The organism is Bacillus spongiae (assembly GCF_037120725.1).
In the GTDB taxonomy this organism is placed as follows: domain Bacteria; phylum Bacillota; class Bacilli; order Bacillales; family Bacillaceae_K; genus Bacillus_CI; species Bacillus_CI spongiae.
In genome coordinates this window covers 208,319-229,836 of the sequence record NZ_JBBAXC010000003.1, presented here as the reverse complement: position 1 = coordinate 229,836, position 21,518 = coordinate 208,319, and the positions used below count along the sequence as shown (strand labels likewise).

Below are 21,518 nucleotides of genomic sequence, written 5' to 3'. Positions count from 1 at the left end.
TCCACTTACCTATTGAATAATAATAATGAACTAAGTACAATATAGATAAGAACATACGTTCTTTAATGTGAAAAGGAGTTTTCTCTTATGACTAGAATTCCTGAAGGTGACCGTAACCTTTTAGAACAAGCGATTTATTTACCAATGGTATTAACAGTATTGAACCAAGATTTAAGCCTTATACAAAAAAGCCCCTTTAAATTAAAAGGACCTTATACAGAATGGATTGAAGAGACAATGAAAGTAATCCAAAAGGATTTAAGTGCAGTCAAAAAAGCGATGAAAAAACAAGGCATGAAGGTAAAACGTTTGGAGTCAGATGATACATTTACGATGTACTTATTTTTATATAAGGGATATGAAGAACACCACAATTATTTTAATCCCCGGCTTCGAAACGGTGTTGAGAGCTTAATGCACCATTATTTATACAAACGTTTCAGTCTCAGCAACCCTTTCAATACAAAAAAGGAAACAAGATGACAATTGGGGAATGAAGCTGTTTGTCAGAAAAGGATGAGCTAACGGCTCACCTTATGATGGCTGTCAGCTTCTTTAGCTTCTACATTAGTCCTTCACAAGCTACTAATTCTGCCTGCGTCACACTCGATTCTTTCTTTTCCGTCCATCTACCCAATAATTAGTTTTCTTTTCAAGCTCGTTTGTTTGACGTTCTAAAAGGTGTTTTTCTTTCTTTTTCATTTCGTCAATTGCATACATGAAGCGGCCTGTTAAGGTGAGAGTTCTTGCACGTTGTGTCCCAAATGAGCTAGCAGAAATCGGAATGTGGAAGGATTGTCCATTCTTAAAAATAACATTCGTCATTTTTGCATTCACTCGCTCATGGAGATGAACGTATTTTTCACAAACCCAAATGCAATTAGAATGAGAAGGTGACGTTGTAGGGAAAGAAAAAATGGATGTATGACTATCGATGATAATAGGTGCTTTATAGACAATTCCAGTTAAGCGTTTCGTACCTTCTCTTCTTCCTTCATAGGAAGAACCGAAATATTCACAACTTTTCCGCACAATGTCTATTGGAGGATGAGGAGATACATATTCATCATAAAACTCGATAATACGGGTATATAGTTTTGTCCCACATTGAAAAGGAAGTAAAATCATTGTTTGTGGATTCATTTCATATTCCTCGATCATTTCAACATTTTCAATCATTTATTCGCCACCTTTTTATTTACTCGTTTAAGTATAACATATTTTTCCAATATTACATTTTATTCTGACGAAATATACCTATTTTTATTTTCTTTATTTTCTAAAAATTTAAAAAACTAGTTGATAATTCTGTAATCGTTCCATATAATAAGAAAAAGACTTCAGAGGTGATTGTAAATGGAAAACAAAAAATCCTATGCTGAGTTAATGAAGGCTTGTGCAATGACCCGTAAACAGTCCCCTGAATTAACGATGACTCAAATTTATATTGACATGGTGCTACAAGAAGTTTTATTTCATCACAAGAGGGAAATATTACAAAGAAAAGTTGATTTAGCACTTGATCAAAGGAATCACGGAAATTTCATTCATTATTCTACCCTTTTAAACGAATTGAAGCTGCAAAACGATATGTAACGAATTCCCCCTAAATTCAAGGGGGAATTTTTTTAGACAAAAAAAGGAGATAAACCTATCTCCTTTTTCAGATTAGATTATTCACTCTTCTTCTTTAAACTGTTCTAATCTTGATAATCGTTCCATCATCGTAGGATGGCTATACCTAAATAACTTTACTAAATAAGGAGGATTTACTTGACTTAACCCTACTCGAGAAAGCTCTTGAAAAGAAGAAATAGCCGCTTCTTTATCCTCAGTTAGTTCAATAGCATATCGATCCGCACGAGTCTCCGTATATCGTGATGATAAATTCGTGAGTGGGCTAGCCATAAATAATAAAAACGAGGACAACAATAAAAATAGTGGAAAAGAACTTATATGAGAAACTTCTTTTATTTTAAGATCATTCCCATGCTTTTGTATAAGGTATTCCATCCACTTTGCTATAATCCATAGGCCGAATAGAGAAAGGATTAAATATCCTCCTATTCCAAAGTAAATATGTTTTTCCACATAATGCGCCATTTCATGGGCCATCACAAAAAGGATTTCATCTTTTGATAGTTTTTCTAATGTGGTATCCCAAAGGACAATACGAGAATTTGATCCGATTCCTATAACATATGCATTGAGAGCATTCGTTTCTTCTGACTTGTTTACTTCAAATACGTGCTCTGCTGGAATATTTGCTTCATTAGCTAAGGTAAGAATTTCAGCTTCCAACTCTTTATTTTGTAAAGGGTAAAAATCATTATAAAGCGGATCAATCATGACAGGTTGGACAAACATGATAAATAACGTAAAAGGAACAGATAATGCCCAAGCCGCCAGCCACCACCTCTTCTTAAACTTCTTCATTAATGCATATAGTACAATGACAATAACGAGCATCAAAATATAGTTGATCCAAAAATCAAGCAATTCGTCCCCCATCCACTGAGAGAAATTTTGCGTTGAAATATTATACGTTGTAGAAAAATAAAAAGATAAATATTGAAAAGGATAGACAATGACAAAGGCTAGAATATTTAACCAAAAAAGGTATACAGCCTTTTGTAAAAAAGCAAACTTTGTTGTTTTTTCTGCCCAATTGGCAAATGCTCTCGAAACGCCGAAAATAAGAATTAGAAAATAAAGCAACCATTCATACGGTGTGGACATAAAAAAGAGTAGATTTCGTATTTTACTATACTCTTCACTCAGCATAAGTTCACGACTATTCATAAACGTTGCAGGGTCCGCACTTGTTCCCATCATTTCTTCAGGTATCGTACTGTCTCCTAAAAAGAATAAATAAATATACATTAACAAACCGAAAACAAAATATAACATTAATGCACGAAAGGACCATTTTCTTAACACTAAACATACCCCCTTCTCGTCCCCATTACTATATGTAGTTCCAGCCCCTATCATTTAGAACACTGAAAAAAAGAGGGAAATTACGAGATTATTGCGATAAAGATAATAGAAGAAGATGTTTACGGCTCTAAGGCTCTGAAATTAAAAGTTGTAGAATAAATAACATATTATGTATTCACTAAAGTTTAATAAAGGAGAGAGCTATTACTGTAGTTATAACTCTCTCCCCTTATTTCATGTGTTTATTTGAAAATTTTTTAAATTTTTTATATGCTTTTTTACACTGTCTTCTTAAATATTATTTCCCTTTAAATTCTGGTTTTCTTTTTTCACTAAAAGCAAGCAATGCTTCCAAACGATCCTCTGTAGGTATCGTTAATTCATAAGCTTTACGCTCAATTTGTAAACCTGTATGTAGATCTACATTCATACCATTTTTGATCGCGAATTTTGCTTGCCTTACCGCTATCGGCCCATTTTTCATTAATTGTTTAGCAAATTCCTCTACTTCCGATTGAAAATTTGAACGGCTAACAATTTTAGTTAATAGTCCGTATTCATACGCTTCTTCTGATGAAAGACGCTTTGCCGTCAAAATCAATTCCATTGCCTTTGATTCACCAATTAAGCGAGGTAACCTTTGTGTACCTCCTGCTCCTGGAATAATGGCCAAACTCGTTTCAGTTAAACCCATTTTTGTATCCTCTACAGCAATGCGAAAATCACAGGAAAGAGCTAGCTCCATTCCACCACCAAACGCATAGCCATTTATCGCAGCGATCGTTGGCTGTGGTAACCCTTCAACAGCAGAGAAAACTTCACCAATTTTATTAACATTCCGCTTCACTTGTAGCTCCGTTAATGTTTTACGTTCTTTTAAATCAGCGCCAACACTAAACGCTTTTTCCCCTGCCCCTCGAAAAACAACGACTCTAATATCAGGATTAATTCTTAAACTTTCAACAACCTCTCCTAATTCACGTAACGTTTCATAATTAAACGCATTCATCGCCTCTATTCGATTTAGGGTCACAACAGCCAGATTCCCTTTTTGCTCTATTTGAATGTTCCTTTCCATCTTTCTTCCTCCCCCTTTATTCCTTTGTACCTTTTCTACATAAAAAATTAAATTCCTTTTTCTCTAGCCGACCTTCTTCCTATCCTTAACATAAATTTCCATTCCCTAAAATGGGGAAAACATAAAGACAAACATAAAAGGCTTGAGTTCGCAATAATATCCAACTCAAGCCTTTCACATAATGCCATAAAATAACTTTTCTTACCCACTCAATCTAGCCAATACCTTATAAATGCATCTATAATTTATGCCTGTAGTACTTGCTGCTTTAAAGCACGTCGTAAAATTTTTCCCGTCGTGTTTTTTGGCAGTTCATCAATGAAGTCAATGGAGCTCGGCAGCTTGTACTTAGCCAAATGTTCCTTACAATAATTCATAACATCAGCTTCCGTCAAATCATGATTCTTTTTAACAACAAAACAACGAATCGCTTCACCAAAGTCTGGATCCGGTACGCCAAAAACAGCCGCTTCTATAATGCCTTCATGTGCATACAAAATTTCTTCGATTTCACGGGGATACACATTATATCCACCTACAATGATCATGTCTTTTTTACGATCAACAATATAAAAATACCCTTCATCATCCATCGTCGCTATATCCCCAGTGTAGAGCCAACCATCCTTAATCGTAGCAGCTGTCTCCTCAGGCATTTTATAATAGCCTTTCATAATATTAGGTCCCCTACAGATAAGCTCACCGACTTCTCCCACCGGTAATTCTTCCCCTAGTTCATTGACTATTTTATTTTCAATATTTAGAACGTTTGTACCAATTGACCCTGGTTTTCGCGGACGATCTAATGGATTAAAACATGTTACTGGAGAGGCTTCGGATAATCCATACCCTTCAGAAACTGCTACGTTAAACTTTTTCTCAAAATTCTTTAAGAGTGCGACTGGCATCGATGAGCCACCAGAAATACAAAGGCGTAATGATGATAAATCATCCGGGTTCCCATCTTCATATTGGAATAAGAAATTATACATTGTCGGTACACCAGCAAACACCGTTGCATCATATTTCTTCGCCATACGGAACACTTCTGCTGGACTAAATTTTGGAACAATCAGTAAGGTTGCACCCCTTGTGAGTGGAGCATTTAATACAACTGTTAAACAAAAAACATGAAACATAGGAAGCGTAGTGACCACTCGATCCTCCTGAGTCATTTTCAAGTACTCTCCGACATCCCTTGCATTCGTATAAAGGTTTTTATGCGTAAGCATAGCACCTTTTGGCTTTCCTGTTGTTCCTGATGTATACAAAATAACAGCGACATCCTCTTCCCTTAAATCCGGGCCTTCATAAGCAGGATGACCAGTCTGAATTAAGTTAGTAAACGCTTTCAATTTTCCTGATACAGAAAGTTTAGATAAATCTTCGTCTTCCTTTTGCCCACTTGAGCACACAACGAAATGCTCAACCTTCGGTAATAAGTGGTGCATTTTCTCTGCAAGTGGTAATAATAAATCTAACATAATGACCACTTTAACATCACCATTGTTTAAAATATATCCAATCTCATCTGGTGTGTATATCGGATTAACTGGAATGACTGTTGCTCCAATTCGCATTGCAGCATACATACTAATAATAAAATGTGGTGAATTTCCTAGTACAAGTGCAATATGGTCCCCTTTTTGTACCCCAAGCTGTTCTAATCCATTTGCAAATTTGTTCACAGATGCATTTAATTCTCCATATGTTGTCGCTTGATCTAGAAAATAATATGCCGGCTTAGTAAAGTGATCCTGTGATGTTTGTTCTAAACGTGAAGATAAATTCATATACCCCTCCCCTTTCTGAATGAATCATCATTCACTTTTATTATAACAATAAAAGTTTTCTAAATATATTTTATATAAAGAAAAGTATTAATTCAATACACATTCTAACTTATATTTGGAAAAAGATATGACTTTATTTTACTAATAAAGTATAATGTCTTATATTTCCTCACAAAAGTCATGGAAGAAATGAGAATACAGCACTCAAGATTAGCAAAAAATATATAGCATCTTCAGCTCTACTAAAAAGACATGAAACTTCCTTCATCCTATTTCAATGCTTTATTTTTAACGGAGTTCAAATCTTATCCCTATTCCCTTTCCTACACACAAACGAGCAAGCATTACATAGAGAAAAAGATATCTAATACTTTCGTGCTTTAATTTTTTTCTCTACTAACCTGTCCAAATAACCATTTGTTGTCTCTATAACAACTGTTGTATATTAAATACTTTGAACATACAAAGGGGCGTCCTGTCGTCGAAAAATCGACTGATTGGACAACCCCCAATGATTATTGCACTAATTTATCTCTATTCTAGTTCATCTTCTATAATTTCCGCTGCCAAACCACCGATCATTGTTGTTTCACTACTTCTTAATAAATCAAATCAATAATTTCAGCTTTTGTTACATTGCCAAAATAATGTTGAATATTTATATCGCTAAGGGCTTTTTCAATTTCAGCTCTTTCATATCGAATATCGTTTAAGCATGCTTCAATTTCTTCCACTTCTCCAACACCAAAGAAATCTCCATATATTTTACACTGAACAATCCTTCCATTCTTCACGTCTAATCGGATGTCGATTTGGCCTACAGGAAAACGGTGTGAGTGCTGAATGTTAAACTTAGGAGATTTTCCGTAGTTCCAATCCCAGTTTTGATATCGTTCTCTTGATATTTGGTGAATTTTTTCCCAATCTTCGCTTGTTATTTTGTATTCCTGAATGTCTTTTTCTCCACCGAATATATATTTAAGTAATAAACTACGAAATTCTTCAATCGTTAGCTTTGCTTCAAGGAACTCAGATATGTTGGCTACCCTCGAACGAATTGATTTAATTCCTTTTGATTCTATTTTATCTTTCCTCACCTTTAAAGCAGATACGACATTTTCGATTTCAGAATCAAATAATAAAGTTCCATGGCTAAACATACGACCTTTCGTTGAAAACTGTGCATTTCCAGAGATTTTCCGTCCATTTGCCAATAGATCATTTCTTCCACTTAACTCTGCGTTTACTCCTAACTTGTTCAAAGCTTCAATAACAGGTGTAGTGAATTTTTTAAAGTTATGAAAGCTTTTCCCATCATCCTTCGTGATAAAACTAAAATTCAAATTTCCTAAATCATGATAGACCGCTCCACCCCCTGATAGGCGACGAACAACATGGATCTTTTTATCCTCGACATAATTAGTATTAATTTCTTCCATCGTATTTTGATTTTTTCCGATAATAATGGATGGCTCATTTATGTAAAATAATAAATATGTTTCATTAACATCTAGATTCTTTAATGCAAATTCTTCAATTGCTAAATTAATATGTGGATCCGTTATCCCTTCATTATTAATAAATATCATACTATCTCTCCTATATAGTTAATGTAAGGTTTTGACGGGCCAATACAACAGGACCGCTAAAGTATTGTTCTGCTTCTAATTGTAATTGACTAATATTACCAAAATGAGGTAGATGTGTTAATACAAGCTTCTTTACATTTGCTTTTTGGGCTAATACTCCTGCCTCTTCACTGGTCATGTGGCCAGCAGCCTTTCCATTCATTCCCTTAAAAAAGTTAGCTTCACATAGTAAAAGATCTGTACTCTCACTAAATGAAACAAAAGAATCCTGAAAGGCAGAATCTGCTGTAAATACAAGACTCTGCTGTCCTGTTTGAATTCTCATAGCAAAACATGGAACGGGGTGATTTGTCCTTAAGGTATTTATTGTAAAAGGACCAATGTTAAAGGGTTGCTGCTCAAAGTATGCATGCCCCTTGGTAATATCTTTATACGATAATGAACGAAACCCATTTGCTGATTCCATATGTCCATAAATTGGTAATGTTTTATTATGTTTACCGGAGTGCTTTCCAATTAACAATGCGTGTTGTAGTACACCAATGTCGGCAACATGATCAGGATGATAATGAGAAATAACGACAGCATCCAACTCTTCGGGTAACAAAATATTTTGTAATGCAGATAATACACCGCTTCCACAGTCTATCAATAAATTGAAGCCCTTATTCTGTATTAAATAACCCGAACTAGCCTCATTCTTCGCTGGATATCCGCCCCAATGCCCTATTATGGTTAACTTCACTTTTTATCACTCCTTAATTGAAAATGATTTTCAATATAATTATTACTATACTCTACATTCATCTTTTTTTCATTCTTATTGAACTCGTAAAAAATTATTGACGTTTTCACATCTGTTATAATACAATATTTAATATATAAGATAGTTATATAACAAGAGAACTAATATAAGGGAGGGCGATTAACTTGTTAACAAATGTAGTCGATTTTTTTAAAAACCTGCCTGCAAAGAAATGTTCCAAATGTGGAGAAAAGATAGAAGAACAGCATGAATGCTACGGTAATCATTGTGAAAATTGTTTAAATACGTACAAAGGGTAAAAATGAAGGTCTTAACAGTTAGAAACTCGTAAACTGTTAAGACCATTTTTTAAAGAGAATAAATTACTCATTATTCCATCTTCTAAAAAAAGACCCAATACAACTGGGCCTTTCTACCATTATTCTGTAACCATTAACATCTCTTCAATATGATCATGAATCTCTTGGCCTTTTTCAACGTGCACATTAATCATGTAATGGCCAGCTTGGTCAAATATATACATTGCTTTATACTCACCAGCAGTTTCACTTTCTGTTTCGACCCAAGTCGGCTCAGATTCACCATCTTGTGTAATTTCAAATTTTACCCTTGCATTCTCTAATGCCTGTGAATTTAACTCCACATGAGACATAAGCATCACTTCTGAGCCTGCTTTCGTATTATCAGGCTTCATAAAATTAATCGATAGTTCACTATGTTCTTCATCGTGGTTCGCATGATCGTCGTAATCTGCCATGGCCATTTCATCATCACCAATAACAATCTCTTTTTTAGGCATTGTATGAAGTCCACGAGCAGTTACATGAACTTGAATAATATACTTTCCGTCCTTTTCAAACGCTTTTTCTAATGTATAATGGCCATTTTCCAACTTTGTTGCTTCAAGCATTTCACTCTCAGATTTTTGTCCATCCATCCAAATTTCGTATTTTACTTCATCTGCATCGTCGACAAGCTCTTCAGCTTGCGTAACTTTTGTTTCAATGAGCACTGCTTCTCCTAAATCAGCCGTTTTTGGAACTGATAGTTCAGCTTGAATAGGACCAACTGTCTCTTCATTCTGATCTTTCTGATCTTTTTCATCATTATTTCCACACGCTGCTAAAATCAAGATGATGGATGAGACGAGCATCCAAAACCCTTTTAATCTTTTCATATATCTTCCTCCTGAACTGTTCATTCATTGTAATCTTATAATAGAATTGTGAAATCAAAGTGAACTTTTATAGCCATATTATGACGATTTGTCCACAAATAAAGGAAATATTATCGTTACTTTCGTTCCTTCCCCAACTCGGCTTTGTATCTTTAATTCACCTTCATGAAGCATGACAAGATTTTTAACAATTGAAAGGCCTAACCCAGACCCACCATCTTTACGAGATCTAGCCTTATTGACTCGGAAGAAGCGCTCTGTCACTTTAGGAAGGTCTTGCTCGGGAATTCCACTCCCAGTGTCTTCTATCACTAAATAGGCAAACTCTCCCTCTGCAAACAAGGAAATCGATATTCCACCATTCACTGTATGACGAAGACTATTAGAAAACACATTATAAAAGATCTGTTCAATTCGCCCTTCATCCCCAAAAATAATCAGCTCTTCATCTAAAGATACTGATACAAACAACCCTTTCTCTTCCGCAGCCGGCTTTACATTATCAAGACTCTGCCTTATGATTTCTGCTAATACTAATGGTAATTTTTCTATAGAAAATTGTGCGGTTTCCATTTTCATTAGCTCCAGTAAATCACCTACAATCTTTTCCATTCGTTGTGATTCTCTCTGTACTATCATCATGTAATCATCTCTTTTTTCTTCCGAGATGATATTTAATTGAAGTGCCTCAATATACCCTTTTATGTAGCTAATTGGAGTACGAAGCTCATGGGACACAGTAGCTAAAAAATTCTTATTTCGTTGATCTTCCTTCTGAAGTGCTTCAGCCATTTCATTAAAACTTTGGGCTAGCTGACCAATTTCATCATTTGAAGATACTGTTACACGTGCAGAAAGGTTCCCTTCGGAAACTTTTTCAGCCGCCTTCTTCATTTCCTCAATGGGCCTTGAAATAACTTGAACCGCCTTCATTCCTATAAATAAAACGAAAAATATAAAAATAAATGATCCAAACAGCCAATACCAAGTAATATTGGATGTTAATTCTGTTATATTTACTAACGGGAAATACAGATAAATAATTCCCTGTAAGCGATCACCATCTAACAAGGGAACTACTACGGATACTAACGTTCTTCCAAATCGCTCTTCAAATCCAACTTTTGTAACCGTTACATTAGCGAGCAGCTCCGTCCGTTCATTCGGACCAATTAACGCTTCATAATCAATATCAAAGGGTACACAAGCACTCAACTCTCGAGGATTTCTAACTGCAAATACTTCGTAAGGTGTTTTACTATTCAGCCACTCAACATTTTTAATAAATGAATCCGGCACCACTCCTCCTTCATAATCCTTTCGAATCTGTTCTCCTAAAGTAATCAGTTCTGCTTCCACATTATTTACATACAAACGTTCATATAAATAATCTGATAAAAAATAGGCAAAGATAATCGTAACAAGTAGGAATAAACAAAGGGAAACCCACAGCTTTTGCGCTAATGACTTCATACCTTAACCCCAAATTTATATCCCAACCCCCAAATGGTTTGAACATATTCACCAGCACTTGTACCTAGCTTCATTCGAAGCGTTTTAATATGTGTATCGACTGTCCTCGTGCTCCCTTTATAGTCATACCCCCAAACGTGTTCTAACAACTGGTCTCTTGTAAACCCACGTTCCTCATTATTGAACAATAACCATAGCAGTTCAAATTCCTTAAATGTTAATGATACCGTCTGATTATTCACCAAAACCTTCCTAGATGCAGGCTCGATCTTGATTTTGCCTTTCGTATACGATTCAGATATATGATTATCTTTTGATACTCTTCGCAAAACAGCTTCTATTCTTGCGATTAATTCTCCGGGAGAAAAAGGCTTTAGCAAGTAATCGTCTCCACCAATTTTTAAACCTTTTACCTTATCCCATTCTTCCCCTTTTGCAGAGAGAAATATTACTGGGATGTCACTTTTTTCCCTGAGCTTTTCACATGTTTGAAACCCGTCCATAACTGGCATCATAATATCCAGTAAAACTAGCTTTATCGAAAATTGTTCTATTAATTGAAGAGCTTCCTTGCCATTCTCTGCTTGTAATGTGCTGTACCCTGCATTGGAAACATACAAATCAATTAAGTGTCTCATATCTTCTTCATCATCCACGATTAAAATTGAGTTCATTCCATCACCTTCTCTCTTGACAGCAATACAAACGGGCCCTTTTCGACTCCAACAGTCCTTTCAGGCTCCAGTGTATCTTTGTTTAAAAAATATAATTCATTACTATCATACCCTGCCACAACAACCCATTCAGAAAATGTTACTAGCGTAAATGGATTCGCTCCAATGATTCTGGAATTTACTACTTTTTTATTCCGGTCTAATTGATATATTTCATTGCTACCATGACTTGCAACAAAATAACCCTCTTTATCTTTAACAACATTAACAGGCATTGTTCCAACTTCAACAGACCCAAGTTCAGCTCCATTTTGCGAGGAATAAAAGCGCAAGTCTGTCCTTGGTTTACTGCCCTGCCCATGTCCCCCCACCCAAATAACGTTTTCATCAATAAATAACCCTGTCGATGAAGATGGGACCTCGAACTCTCTTACCACTGTTTTTGACGTTAACTCAATCACAGACAAAGAAGTATCTTTATAATTAATAACATAGAGATCTCCATTATAAATCTTCATATCCATTGGATATAAGCCCACATTAATTCGTTTTGTAATCTCTCCACGCTTGCTGACAATAATCACTTCATTTGTTTTACTGCTGGCAAGGGCAATTTCATCACCAATTTCAATGGCTCCAGTTATTCCTTCTCCGATAGTCCACTTCTCTAGTAACTCCCCTCTTTGTAGTGAAAAAAGAGAAACATGATTTAATTGGTAGCCGAATAAGAGTAAATCTTGATTATTATTAAGTAGAATTCCACCTGTGTATAGCTCGTTTAAATTCCAAGTGGCCATACTTTGTGCTCCATCACTAATAAAAGACAGTGAGGAGTCTCGAACATTTAAGGAAGCTACAAAACTTTCATCATTCTTAATGGTAGGGTAGCTTTGCTCCTGACATCCCGTTATCATTATATAAATTAATAACATTAATACTATTTTTTTCATTCCGTTCTCCTATCAACCAGTACTCATCAAATTCTCTATGTACCATGTTAGCGAAAAACTGTGAAGTTTTGTTGAAATTTCACTTGATTATTTTATAAATTGGAATAGTGAGTACTTCAATTTCCAAAGCATTGAACCAATTGTTCCATCAGCTTAGGCTTACCTTTCCCTATTTTTTAATGTTTGAAAAAATTAAAAAGGACGACACTATTCAGTGTCACCCCTTTCTAACTACCTATTCTGCAACCTGTTTAAAGTACTGCTTTTTATGAAGCTTTTTAAAGAAACCAGCTGTTAAAAGCATTGAGCCTAACATAAATATTAACATTATCCCAATATTCCACCACATAAAATCAAAATCACCACTTGAAATAACAGCTTTAAATGCAGAGACAGAATAGGTCATTGGCAAATATGAGCCTATCGGCTGAAGTACCGATGGAATTAACTCTATAGGAAATGTCCCAGCACTCGTTGTTAATTGCAAAATTAAAATCACAATGGCAATAAATCGACCAGGGTCACCCAAAACAGTAACGAGGACTTGAATCAGGGCTATATAGGTTAAACTCGTCGCAATCGTTGTGATAATAAACAAGCCGACATTTTCAACCTGAATATCCAATCCGATTAATAAAATGGCATCAGCGATTAAGGATTGTAAAATTCCTACTCCCATTAGCACGGTAAATTTACTTAAGAACCAAGACGTTGCATGGATAGGACGCAAGGCAGGTTCACGCAAAGGATAGACAATAGAAATCAATAAAGCTCCAACGAACAACCCTAATGATAAAAAATATGGCGCAAATCCAGTACCGTAGTTAGGGACATGATTCACTACATTTTTATCCACTTTTACTGGTTCGCCAATTTGATTATACGTCTCTTCATCCGCGTTTACAGCATTCACCTCTTCGGCTGCTTCACCTAATTTAGACGTTAACTCTTCGCTCCCTTCATAAAGCTTTACACTTCCGTCAACTAAATCTCCTGAACCTTTAGCGATTTCTTCCGTTGCATCTGATAACTGTTGACTTCCTGAGTATAGTGTATTGATTCCATTTGTTAATATTTTGGAACTGTTAGCAAGCTTTTCCCCACCTTCATCAGCAGCAATTAAGCCTTCTTTATATATTGGTAAACCACTTAGTAGTTCATTTTGACCATCTATCAGCAAACTTGAACCACTTGATAGCTTTTGTGATCCTTCTATTAACTGATTCACTCCCCCTAAAGCTGCTCTTTGAGCATCATTCAACAATCCGAGCTTACTTGATATACTTTCAGTATTTTCTTGAAGCTGTGCACTACCAGTTTTGATTGAAAGAAGCGCGCTTTGAAGTTGAGCTTTCTGTTCTTCCGGCAAACTTTCTAATAGTGGTGTTAATTGAGCTTCCAACATACCGACGCCTACACTAAGTTCATTAACACCCGAACTTAATTTTGTCGTACCTTCTTCTAACAAAGAAGTGTTTGAGATAATTTCACCCATCCCATTTTTAACTTCTGAGAGTCCTGACTGGGATTGAAGGACTCCTTCATGCAATTCCTCCGTACCAGCCTTTAACCTCGTAACACCCGCACTTATTTGGTCAAATTGTTCGTTTAATTCTGAAATCCCCACTGATAAATCTAGGGCACCTTTTTGTAAGCCTTGTGCACCTACTTGGAGTTGACTCACTCCACTATCTAATTCAAATGACTTGCTTGCAACTAATGTAAGATGATTTTTTAATTCCTCCGTTCCATCAGATAGTTTACTAGCACCATCAAATAATTCTCCTGCCCCTTCATGCGCTTTTGTAATGCCGCTTCCCATTTCACTAATTTTATCAAACATCGTTTCCGCATAAATTTCCGAAACAGAAGTTGAAAGACTGGCTTTAATTTCATTAATGGCTGACTCTCCAATTTGTGCCGATAAAAAATTATAGCCTTCATTTGGAACATAATTCAGCGATAGCTTCTCCGGCTTTTTCTCTAATAACGAAGTGGCATTTTGTGAGAAATCTTCTGGAATCTCGACTAGTAAGTAGTAATCTTGTTTTGACAGCCCTTCATACCCTTTACCTGCTTCTACAAATTCATAAGCAAAGTCACGGCTATTTCGTAATTCTTTAACGAGCTCTTCACCTAAATAAAGTGTTTCTCCCTCAAAATCAGCTCCCTCATCATTATTTACAACGGCTACAGGTAAATCGTCTAATCCCGTATAAGGATCCCAAAATGCCCATAAAAACATTCCACTATATAAAATAGGGATAAAAAGAACCGCAATGATTGGGATGAATACCTTTCGATTTAAAATAATATCTCGTAATTCTGCGTAAAGCAGTGATTTTTTCATATAAGTTTCCCCCTGAATATCAATTGACCATATTGTTCATTTGGTCAATTCGTAATAAAATAATTGAGTTATCCAACTGATAACTCATAAGCATTACTGTAACCATTAACTAAGTTATTCCCACACTCTATTGTAAAGAACAAACGGAAGGGAAGAGTTTGTGCAACGAGAGTTTTCTGAAATTTTATGACTACCCTTCTTTCTGTTCGATGTCAGTCTTAACGATTTATCAATCTCTTACATTTAGTGTAGATGTTTAAACGTTAGGGATTATTGATTCATCCCTAATTTTTCATCCTCTTCCTTAACTAATTATTGACGTAAGTTAATCAAAAAATGACCATTTGAGATAATTGGTCAATTAGTATATTGATTACTATAACAAATTGTTTTTCACTATTCAATAGTTATTTATGTTGTAAATCTATTCATTTATACTTAATACCACCTCATGTATTTCACTATACTAAAACCACTTTATTAGGGAAGATTGAAGGTCATTTCTCTTCATAATAAAAAGCGAGAACAATGATGTTCTCGCTTTTTATTATGATGATTGGATTCTTTGCAGAACCTGTTCTACTACGTCTATTCCTTGATCAATACAATCAGGTATACCTAGACCATTAAACGAGCTTCCAGCAAGAAATACACCAGGTAGTTTCTCTGACACTTCTGCTTTCAATTTATCCATTCGCTCTTTATGTCCTACAGTATATTGAGGCATTGAATCTTTCCATCGAGATACGATGGTGAAATCAGGCTTCATTGAAATATTCATCGTTTTCTGTAAGTCATCTAACACAATTTGCTCTATTTCAGCATCTGATAAATCTACCACCGCTTCATCTCCTGCTCTTCCTACATAACAACGAAGTAGAACTTGACCTTCTGGAGTTGAATGCGGCCATTTTTTATGCGTCCATGTACAGGCAGTGATGGAATAATCGCTATTTCTTGATACGACGAATCCTGTTCCATCGATATTTTTTTCAAGCGCTGCTTTAGGGAAAGCCATTGCTACCGTGGCAACAGAAGTAGAAGGCATATCTTTTAACGGTTCAAACATACGGTAGGATGCAAACATTGACGGAAGAACGTGATGTGGCGTTGCCACAATAATGTTATTTGCCTCTAATTTATTCCCATTATTTAGATACAATTCATACTTTTTATGATGATATTGAATATTTTCAACTCGGACACCTTTTAGAACTGTCTCGTTTTCTAAATGACCTTCAATTGCATCAACAAACGACTGTAAACCAGTCTTTAAGGTGAGAAACATTCCCTTTTTAGGAGTTTTTGGCTTCTTAGGCATACCTTTTTTCATACCGAGAACAAGACTTCTGTACTTTTGTTCCATTTGAATAAATTGTGGAAAGGTAGACATTAAGCTTAGTTGGTCAATATCTCCAGCGTAAATTCCTGACAGAAGAGGCTCGATTAAGTTCTCTACCACCTCATTACCTAGTCGACGCCGGAAAAATTCTCCAACAGATTGATCTCCCTCTACTTTTGAGCGAGGAAGAACAAAATCTCCTGCAGCTCTTGCTTTTCCCATTAGAGAAAACAAACCGGTGGTAACAAAAGGACCAATCTCGGTTGGAATCCCCATCACAGACCCACTAGGCATTGGATGTAATTTATTATTGACTAAGACATAGGACTGACCTGTTGAGTTATTTACAAGCTCCTTTTCCATTCCTACCTCAGTAGCTAACTTTGCTGCACTCGATTTTCTTTCTAGAAATGAATCTGGGCCACGTTCTATGACAAATCCATCTTGAGTGACAGTTTGAATTTTCCCACCTAATCGATGACTCGCTTCAACAAGTACAACTTCTATAGCAATTTGCTTTTCCCTTGCTTCCTTTTGCAAGTAATAAGCTGCTGTTAATCCGGTAATTCCTCCTCCGATTATAACAACCTTCTGTTTTTCTTCCAACACGGTAATCGCCTTCTCTAATCTTATTTTTTTCCTATTTGCTTTAATACAGCAGAGGCCATTGCCTCTATAAATAAAGGTCTCGTATTTGGCATTTTTGGTCGATAGTAGCTCGCCCCAATTTCATCCGTCACTACCTTACATTCATAATCATTATCATATAAAACCTCTAAATGGTCAGAGACAAACCCAACCGGTGCATAGACAAATGCTTTATATCCCTTTTCTTCAAATAATTGTCTCGTTAAATCCTGTACGTCAGGACCTAACCATGGATCAGGTGTATTGCCTTCACTTTGCCAACCGACTGCGTAATCCTTTACTCCAGCACCTTCTGCAATTAACTTTGCAGTTTCTTCTAACTGCTCTGGATAAGGATCGCCTAGTTTAAGAATTCTCTCAGGAAGGCTATGAGCTGATACAATCAAAACAGCATTACTGCGCTCAGCTTCCGTCATGTCTGAATATGTTTTTCGAACTTCTCTTACCCAATAATCAATAAACTTTGGCTCTTCATACCAGCTTTCAACAGACGTAATTTGAGGACCACCTAATTTTTCTGCTGTTTCCTTTGCACGCCCGTTGTAAGATTTCACACTAAACGTTGAAAAATGAGGAGCCAGTACAATTGAGACCGCTTCTTGAATTCCCTCATTGTACATTGCTTCTACGGCATCTTCCACGAAAGGTTCAATATGTTTTAAGCCTAAAAAAGCTTTGAATTCAACATTATCTTGAATACTATTTAAATACGTTTCAAGTGCATTTGCTTGATCCTGTGTAATTTTAGCAAGAGGTGAGATCCCGCCAATCGCTTCATAACGGCTTCGGAGATCCTCAAGCATTTCTTCTGACGGTCTACGCCCATGACGTATATGTGTATAATATCGCTCAAGGTCTTCTTCCTTATAAGGTGTACCGTACGCCATCACTAATAAACCTATCGTTTTCTTTTCCATTTTAATCACCTCATGATCTTTTCATACAATCGTTAATTTCCCATTCTTAATGGGTTCAAACTATGATTTCAGCTTTTGATAGCTGTATTCATGAACAAAAGATGTTAATTTTTTCAAAGTATCCGGGTTCACTTCTGGGAATACTCCATGTCCAAGATTAAAAATATATCCAGGCTGTTCCATTCCTTGGTCAAGAATAAATTTAGCTTTCTCTTCAATGACTTCCCATGGAGAGAGTAAAATGGCTGGATCTAAATTCCCTTGAACCGTTTTGGTAATTCCCTTTTCACGAGCTTCTTTTATAGAAAATCTCCAATCAAGTCCGACGACATCAAGAGGAAGGTCATGCCACTCTAACGCTAAATGACTTGCACCAACACCAAACATAATTAAAGGTACATTTTCTTCACGAAGTTCGGTAAAGATTCTCTCCATTGTTGGTTTAATAAAAGTACGATAGTCTTGAACATTCAACGCACCGACCCAAGAATCAAAAATTTGTATCGCTCGTGCACCTGCTTTGATCTGAGATTTTACATAAGTAATGGTCATTGCCGCTAATTTATCCATTAAGGCATACCACGCTTTTGGTTGTGCATACATGAATGCTTTTGTCTTATTATAATTTTTAGAAGGCCCACCTTCGATCATATAACTCGCTAAAGTAAATGGCGCGCCTGCAAAGCCAATTAACGGTACCGACAACTGTTCAGTCGTTAATAATTTTATTGTTTCCAACACATAAGGAACATCTTCCTCTGGTGTAATTTCACCTAGTCTTTCAATATCTCCTAACGAACGAATAGGATTATCAATGACAGGGCCAATTCCAGATTTAATTTCCACATTTACACCTATTGCAGGTAGTGGAGACATAATATCTTTATATAAAATTGCAGCATCTACGTCATACTGTTCTACTGGAAGTCTCGTTACATATGCGCAGAGCTCAGGTTGGTGAGTAATTTCAAATAAGGAGTATTTTTCTTTTATCGCTCGGTATTCTGGTTGCGAGCGTCCTGCTTGCCTCATGTACCAAACAGGTACATAATCTGTTTTCTCTCCTCTTGCTGCTTTTAAAAACGTATCGTTTAGCTTCTTCAACTTAGTCTTCCACCTTTCAAGCATTCTGACCCCATTTTATACTAAAAATCTTCAAGAAAAAAATAAAGATAAATTTGTCCGTACCTATACACGAATTACACTATAAATCTTTTCCATCTAAATGTATAGATTTTGTTGTGAAATGTCATAAATTTGTCCTTTTTGCATGTCCATAAGAATGATATTTTGGAAAGAGTGTTCGTATACTTAAAAGAATAGGAAAATCATTTTTAACGTTATTAAGGAATCGTCCATTATTAAAAAATGAACCTCGCATGATTCTCTCATAATGAAAGAGGACATCAAAATAAAATTGAGGTGAGAAATTGAAGGTATATATAACTGTAGGTACACATGAATATTTAAAAAGCGTATCACAAAAATATAGCAAAGAGACGATGGTATTAATACAAAATACAGAAACCTCCCTCTTATTTCATGAAACACACGGAGACACTGTATTTAAGGAGCCTAGGCAATATAAAGTGGTTGAATCTTCCGGTTTCCTAGAAGAACAAGGCTTTTTCGTATTTAATCATATACCTGTCACGGATGAGGGTAGACCTGTTTTTGAATATCGCTTTAAAAATCGAGTTCGCCTCATTGATCAGTTTCCTGGCTTTATAGCCTTACGTGTTTTACGCCCTCTTCTCAGCGACACCTATATCGTTATGACTGTTTGGCAAAATGAAGATGCCTTCAACAGGTGGCAAAATTCTAAACAATTTAAAAAAGCCCAGGACCATTCTACTAAATATAAAAGTATCAATAAAAAAAAGCATATATTTCCTCGGCCCTCTTACGTGACAAAGTATTACGCAGAAAAAGGAGGAAATGAATAAATTGTTAGTGACAACCATTCAACCTTTTACAGGGGTGATTGAGTATGTCGTCACTGTACATTTCCTCCTTATATAGAGATTATCTTTACCATAAAAAAAGTAAAATGCACTACTCTTCTAGAGAATGCATTTTACTCTAAAAACAATTGGTATTTTAGTCTTTTTAAATCTTTAGTATCCCCCTTTTCTTTTAATTATTATGTAATAGATTATTTCGATTCGCATATATAGCTGCCTGCGTCCGATCCGCTACATCTAGCTTACTTAAAATATTACTCACATGTGTTTTAACCGTTTTAATACCAATAAATAGTTCCTCTCCAATTTCTTGATTTGTCATCCCTTCCCCAAGACATTTCAATACATCCATTTCCCGTTCTGTCAATGAGTCATGAGGCTTTTTACTTTGTGAACGAAAACTATTCATCATCTTTGAGGCAACTTTCGGCTCAATCACATTTTCTCCTTTGGCCGCTTTATATATTGCAGAAGTGACTTCGGTGGCGCTAGCCGTTTTAAGCATATAGCTAAAAGCCCCTGCTTCTAGCGCAGGGAAAACTTGTTTATCATCATAATAACTTGTGAGAATAATAATTTTACAGGCTGGATGAAATGACATAATCTCCTTCGTTGCCTCTATCCCCGTTCCATCTTCCATCAATAAATCCATCAGTATAACGTCCGGCATGCATTGCTTTGCTAGTTTGACTGCTTCTTTTCCACTTTTTCCTTCACATAAAAATTCAATATTTTCCTCTGTCAATAAGTAAGACTTAATACCAAGACGCACCATCTCATGATCATCTACTATCATGACTCTTACTTTGCTCATTGCATTCCCTCCTGATCAAATGGAATTTTTATTTTAATATAGGTACCTTCTCCTTTTTTAGAGCGAATTTGAAAAAAACCACCTAGTTCTTCACAACGTTCTTTCATCGATTGAAGACCGTATGATGTCATTTTATTTTCATTAATTGAGAATCCTTTACCATTATCACTTATAAACAAGAAGAGGTTATTCTCTTTTTTTTCAGATAAAATACTTACTTCAGATGCATCTGCATGACGTAAAATATTTGATACAGATTCTTGGACAATGCGAAATATATGTGCTTCTTGAGCTTTAGACAACTCTTCCAGCCCTGTTAACTTTTCTTTAAACATAATAGGAGTTCGTTCCTTTAATTCATTCACTAACTTTTGTATCCCTTGCGTAAGTGTCTCGCCTTTTAATTCAACAGGACGTAAATGAAGAAGAAGAGCTCTCATTTCACCTTGAGCTTTGGAAGCAATTTCTGCAATTTGCTTAATCAGCCCTTCTGCTTGGTCACTTTTCTTCCCCATTGCTCTTATAGCTGTCGAAGAAAGCATGTTTAAAGCAAAGAGTTGCTGACTTACTGAATCATGTAAATCTCTAGCCAACCGTTGCCTCTCCTCTATTACCGCTGCTTGATGAGCCTTGTCAACTAGTTCGGACTTTTCATTCGCCAACCTTTGAAGTGATTTCACTTGGACTTGAATGTACTGAGCAAGTTCATTGAGTTCCATCGTTAATACATTAAATTGGTCTCGTTCTCTTAAATCCATTCGCTCTGAAAACTTTCCGCTTCGTAAAATGGAGACAAAGCTTAAAAAGTCTTGAAATCGATTTTTCAAAAGCGTTCCGAATCGAAACCCTATATAGAGATTCACAACTAGTAACACGATAAATAATGTAGCGGTTAACCATAATGATTCATACAGTGTCATCATTGGGTCATCTACAATAATTAAAGAGAGCTGAAGAAGAATGAAAAAAACTAACGTTCCTAAAAAGGCGAGAAGCATATATTGCTTTATAATCCATATAAATAAGTTTTCTGTTTTCATTAC

Annotated in this window: 20 protein-coding genes; 4 read left to right on the top strand and 16 right to left on the bottom strand. The window is 35.9% G+C overall.

The genetic code is table 11. The features are described 5' to 3' along the window. Positions 1 to 87: 87 nt before the first annotated feature. The gene (locus tag WAK64_RS05345; protein ID WP_336585912.1) at positions 88 to 483 is read left to right on the top strand and encodes a YhjD family protein; all 396 of its coding nucleotides are present in this window, start codon (positions 88 to 90) and stop codon (positions 481 to 483) included. Positions 484 to 600: 117 nt separating this feature from the next. Here WAK64_RS05345 and WAK64_RS05340 read toward each other — a convergent pair whose 3' ends face one another. After that, the gene (locus WAK64_RS05340) at positions 601 to 1,179 is read right to left on the bottom strand and encodes a competence protein ComK (protein ID WP_336585911.1); all 579 of its coding nucleotides are present in this window, start codon (positions 1,177 to 1,179) and stop codon (positions 601 to 603) included. Positions 1,180 to 1,356: 177 nt separating this feature from the next. Here WAK64_RS05340 and WAK64_RS05335 point away from each other — a divergent pair, with 177 nt between their 5' ends. Continuing rightward, on the top strand, positions 1,357 to 1,596 hold the full coding sequence (locus WAK64_RS05335) for an IDEAL domain-containing protein (protein ID WP_336585910.1): 240 nt from the start codon (positions 1,357 to 1,359) through the stop codon (positions 1,594 to 1,596). An 81-nt stretch (positions 1,597 to 1,677) separates the two neighbouring features. Here WAK64_RS05335 and WAK64_RS05330 read toward each other — a convergent pair whose 3' ends face one another. The 5 genes from WAK64_RS05330 to WAK64_RS05310 all read right to left on the bottom strand — a co-directional run bounded on the left by WAK64_RS05330 (position 1,678) and on the right by WAK64_RS05310 (position 8,145). After that, positions 1,678 to 2,940, bottom strand: a complete 1,263-nt coding sequence (locus WAK64_RS05330) for a M48 family metallopeptidase (RefSeq protein ID WP_336585909.1) — start codon at positions 2,938 to 2,940, stop codon at positions 1,678 to 1,680. Positions 2,941 to 3,238: 298 nt separating this feature from the next. Next, positions 3,239 to 4,018 carry an enoyl-CoA hydratase-related protein gene (locus tag WAK64_RS05325; protein ID WP_336585908.1) on the bottom strand — a complete coding sequence of 260 codons (780 nt, stop codon included), beginning with the start codon at positions 4,016 to 4,018 and terminating at the stop codon, positions 3,239 to 3,241. 245 nt (positions 4,019 to 4,263) lie between these two features. Continuing rightward, entirely contained in the window at positions 4,264 to 5,811 is a 1,548-nt protein-coding gene (locus tag WAK64_RS05320) for a fatty acid--CoA ligase family protein (protein WP_336585907.1), read from the bottom strand. Positions 5,812 to 6,410: 599 nt separating this feature from the next. Further along, a complete protein-coding gene (locus WAK64_RS05315; RefSeq protein ID WP_336585906.1) occupies positions 6,411 to 7,400 on the bottom strand; it encodes a lipoate--protein ligase in 990 nt (329 codons plus the stop codon). A 10-nt stretch (positions 7,401 to 7,410) separates the two neighbouring features. Further along, positions 7,411 to 8,145: an MBL fold metallo-hydrolase gene (locus tag WAK64_RS05310; protein ID WP_336585905.1), complete on the bottom strand. Its 735-nt coding sequence runs from the start codon at positions 8,143 to 8,145 to the stop codon at positions 7,411 to 7,413. A 185-nt stretch (positions 8,146 to 8,330) separates the two neighbouring features. Here WAK64_RS05310 and yhfH point away from each other — a divergent pair, with 185 nt between their 5' ends. After that, a complete protein-coding gene (gene yhfH / locus WAK64_RS05305; protein WP_336585904.1) occupies positions 8,331 to 8,465 on the top strand; it encodes a protein YhfH in 135 nt (44 codons plus the stop codon). Positions 8,466 to 8,584: 119 nt separating this feature from the next. Here the strand turns inward: yhfH and WAK64_RS05300 are convergent, their stop codons facing one another. From WAK64_RS05300 to hemE, 8 genes are all read right to left on the bottom strand, one after another. Beyond that, positions 8,585 to 9,343 (bottom strand): FixH family protein, encoded by a 759-nt coding sequence (locus tag WAK64_RS05300; RefSeq protein WP_336585903.1) that lies wholly within the window; start codon positions 9,341 to 9,343, stop codon positions 8,585 to 8,587. Between the two features lie 78 nt (positions 9,344 to 9,421). Then, positions 9,422 to 10,816 (bottom strand): sensor histidine kinase, encoded by a 1,395-nt coding sequence (locus WAK64_RS05295; protein WP_336585902.1) that lies wholly within the window; start codon positions 10,814 to 10,816, stop codon positions 9,422 to 9,424. After that, entirely contained in the window at positions 10,813 to 11,490 is a 678-nt protein-coding gene (locus WAK64_RS05290) for a response regulator transcription factor (RefSeq protein ID WP_336585901.1), read from the bottom strand. The genes WAK64_RS05295 and WAK64_RS05290 overlap by 4 nt, the downstream gene beginning before the upstream one ends. Then, on the bottom strand, positions 11,487 to 12,440 hold the full coding sequence (locus WAK64_RS05285) for a YncE family protein (protein WP_336585900.1): 954 nt from the start codon (positions 12,438 to 12,440) through the stop codon (positions 11,487 to 11,489). Before WAK64_RS05285 ends, WAK64_RS05290 begins: the two co-directional genes overlap by 4 nt. 235 nt (positions 12,441 to 12,675) lie before the next feature. After that, on the bottom strand, positions 12,676 to 14,790 hold the full coding sequence (locus WAK64_RS05280; RefSeq protein WP_336585899.1) for a YhgE/Pip domain-containing protein: 2,115 nt from the start codon (positions 14,788 to 14,790) through the stop codon (positions 12,676 to 12,678). Positions 14,791 to 15,337: 547 nt separating this feature from the next. Beyond that, on the bottom strand, positions 15,338 to 16,741 hold the full coding sequence (hemY, locus tag WAK64_RS05275) for a protoporphyrinogen oxidase (protein ID WP_336585898.1): 1,404 nt from the start codon (positions 16,739 to 16,741) through the stop codon (positions 15,338 to 15,340). A 20-nt stretch (positions 16,742 to 16,761) separates the two neighbouring features. Further along, a complete protein-coding gene (hemH, locus tag WAK64_RS05270) occupies positions 16,762 to 17,697 on the bottom strand; it encodes a ferrochelatase (RefSeq protein WP_336585897.1) in 936 nt (311 codons plus the stop codon). Between the two features lie 60 nt (positions 17,698 to 17,757). After that, a complete protein-coding gene (hemE, locus tag WAK64_RS05265; protein ID WP_336585896.1) occupies positions 17,758 to 18,801 on the bottom strand; it encodes a uroporphyrinogen decarboxylase in 1,044 nt (347 codons plus the stop codon). 326 nt (positions 18,802 to 19,127) lie between these two features. On the opposite strand from hemE, the gene WAK64_RS05260 reads away from it, so the two are divergent. Further along, a complete protein-coding gene (locus WAK64_RS05260; protein WP_336585895.1) occupies positions 19,128 to 19,643 on the top strand; it encodes an antibiotic biosynthesis monooxygenase family protein in 516 nt (171 codons plus the stop codon). A gap of 190 nt (positions 19,644 to 19,833) precedes the next feature. Here the strand turns inward: WAK64_RS05260 and WAK64_RS05255 are convergent, their stop codons facing one another. Beyond that, complete coding sequence (locus WAK64_RS05255) at positions 19,834 to 20,475, bottom strand: response regulator transcription factor (RefSeq protein ID WP_336585894.1); 642 nt, start codon at positions 20,473 to 20,475, stop codon at positions 19,834 to 19,836. Continuing rightward, positions 20,472 to 21,515 carry a sensor histidine kinase gene (locus WAK64_RS05250; protein ID WP_336585893.1) on the bottom strand — a complete coding sequence of 348 codons (1,044 nt, stop codon included), beginning with the start codon at positions 21,513 to 21,515 and terminating at the stop codon, positions 20,472 to 20,474. Before WAK64_RS05250 ends, WAK64_RS05255 begins: the two co-directional genes overlap by 4 nt. Positions 21,516 to 21,518: the final 3 nt, after the last annotated feature.

What these genes read in the sequence shown, in the direction of transcription:
- WAK64_RS05340 (WP_336585911.1), bottom strand. Translation starts at nt 1,179, where the DNA reads ATGATTGAAAATGTTGAAATGATCGAGGAATATGAAATGAATCCACAA.
- hemH (WP_336585897.1), bottom strand. Translation starts at nt 17,697, where the DNA reads ATGGAAAAGAAAACGATAGGTTTATTAGTGATGGCGTACGGTACACCT.
- WAK64_RS05315 (WP_336585906.1), bottom strand. Translation starts at nt 7,400, where the DNA reads ATGATATTTATTAATAATGAAGGGATAACGGATCCACATATTAATTTA.
- WAK64_RS05335 (WP_336585910.1), top strand. Translation starts at nt 1,357, where the DNA reads ATGGAAAACAAAAAATCCTATGCTGAGTTAATGAAGGCTTGTGCAATG.
- WAK64_RS05345 (WP_336585912.1), top strand. Translation starts at nt 88, where the DNA reads ATGACTAGAATTCCTGAAGGTGACCGTAACCTTTTAGAACAAGCGATT.
- WAK64_RS05285 (WP_336585900.1), bottom strand. Translation starts at nt 12,440, where the DNA reads ATGAAAAAAATAGTATTAATGTTATTAATTTATATAATGATAACGGGA.
- WAK64_RS05280 (WP_336585899.1), bottom strand. Translation starts at nt 14,790, where the DNA reads ATGAAAAAATCACTGCTTTACGCAGAATTACGAGATATTATTTTAAAT.
- WAK64_RS05295 (WP_336585902.1), bottom strand. Translation starts at nt 10,816, where the DNA reads ATGAAGTCATTAGCGCAAAAGCTGTGGGTTTCCCTTTGTTTATTCCTA.
- WAK64_RS05290 (WP_336585901.1), bottom strand. Translation starts at nt 11,490, where the DNA reads ATGAACTCAATTTTAATCGTGGATGATGAAGAAGATATGAGACACTTA.
- WAK64_RS05255 (WP_336585894.1), bottom strand. Translation starts at nt 20,475, where the DNA reads ATGAGCAAAGTAAGAGTCATGATAGTAGATGATCATGAGATGGTGCGT.
- WAK64_RS05300 (WP_336585903.1), bottom strand. Translation starts at nt 9,343, where the DNA reads ATGAAAAGATTAAAAGGGTTTTGGATGCTCGTCTCATCCATCATCTTG.
- WAK64_RS05325 (WP_336585908.1), bottom strand. Translation starts at nt 4,018, where the DNA reads ATGGAAAGGAACATTCAAATAGAGCAAAAAGGGAATCTGGCTGTTGTG.
- WAK64_RS05320 (WP_336585907.1), bottom strand. Translation starts at nt 5,811, where the DNA reads ATGAATTTATCTTCACGTTTAGAACAAACATCACAGGATCACTTTACT.
- WAK64_RS05250 (WP_336585893.1), bottom strand. Translation starts at nt 21,515, where the DNA reads ATGAAAACAGAAAACTTATTTATATGGATTATAAAGCAATATATGCTT.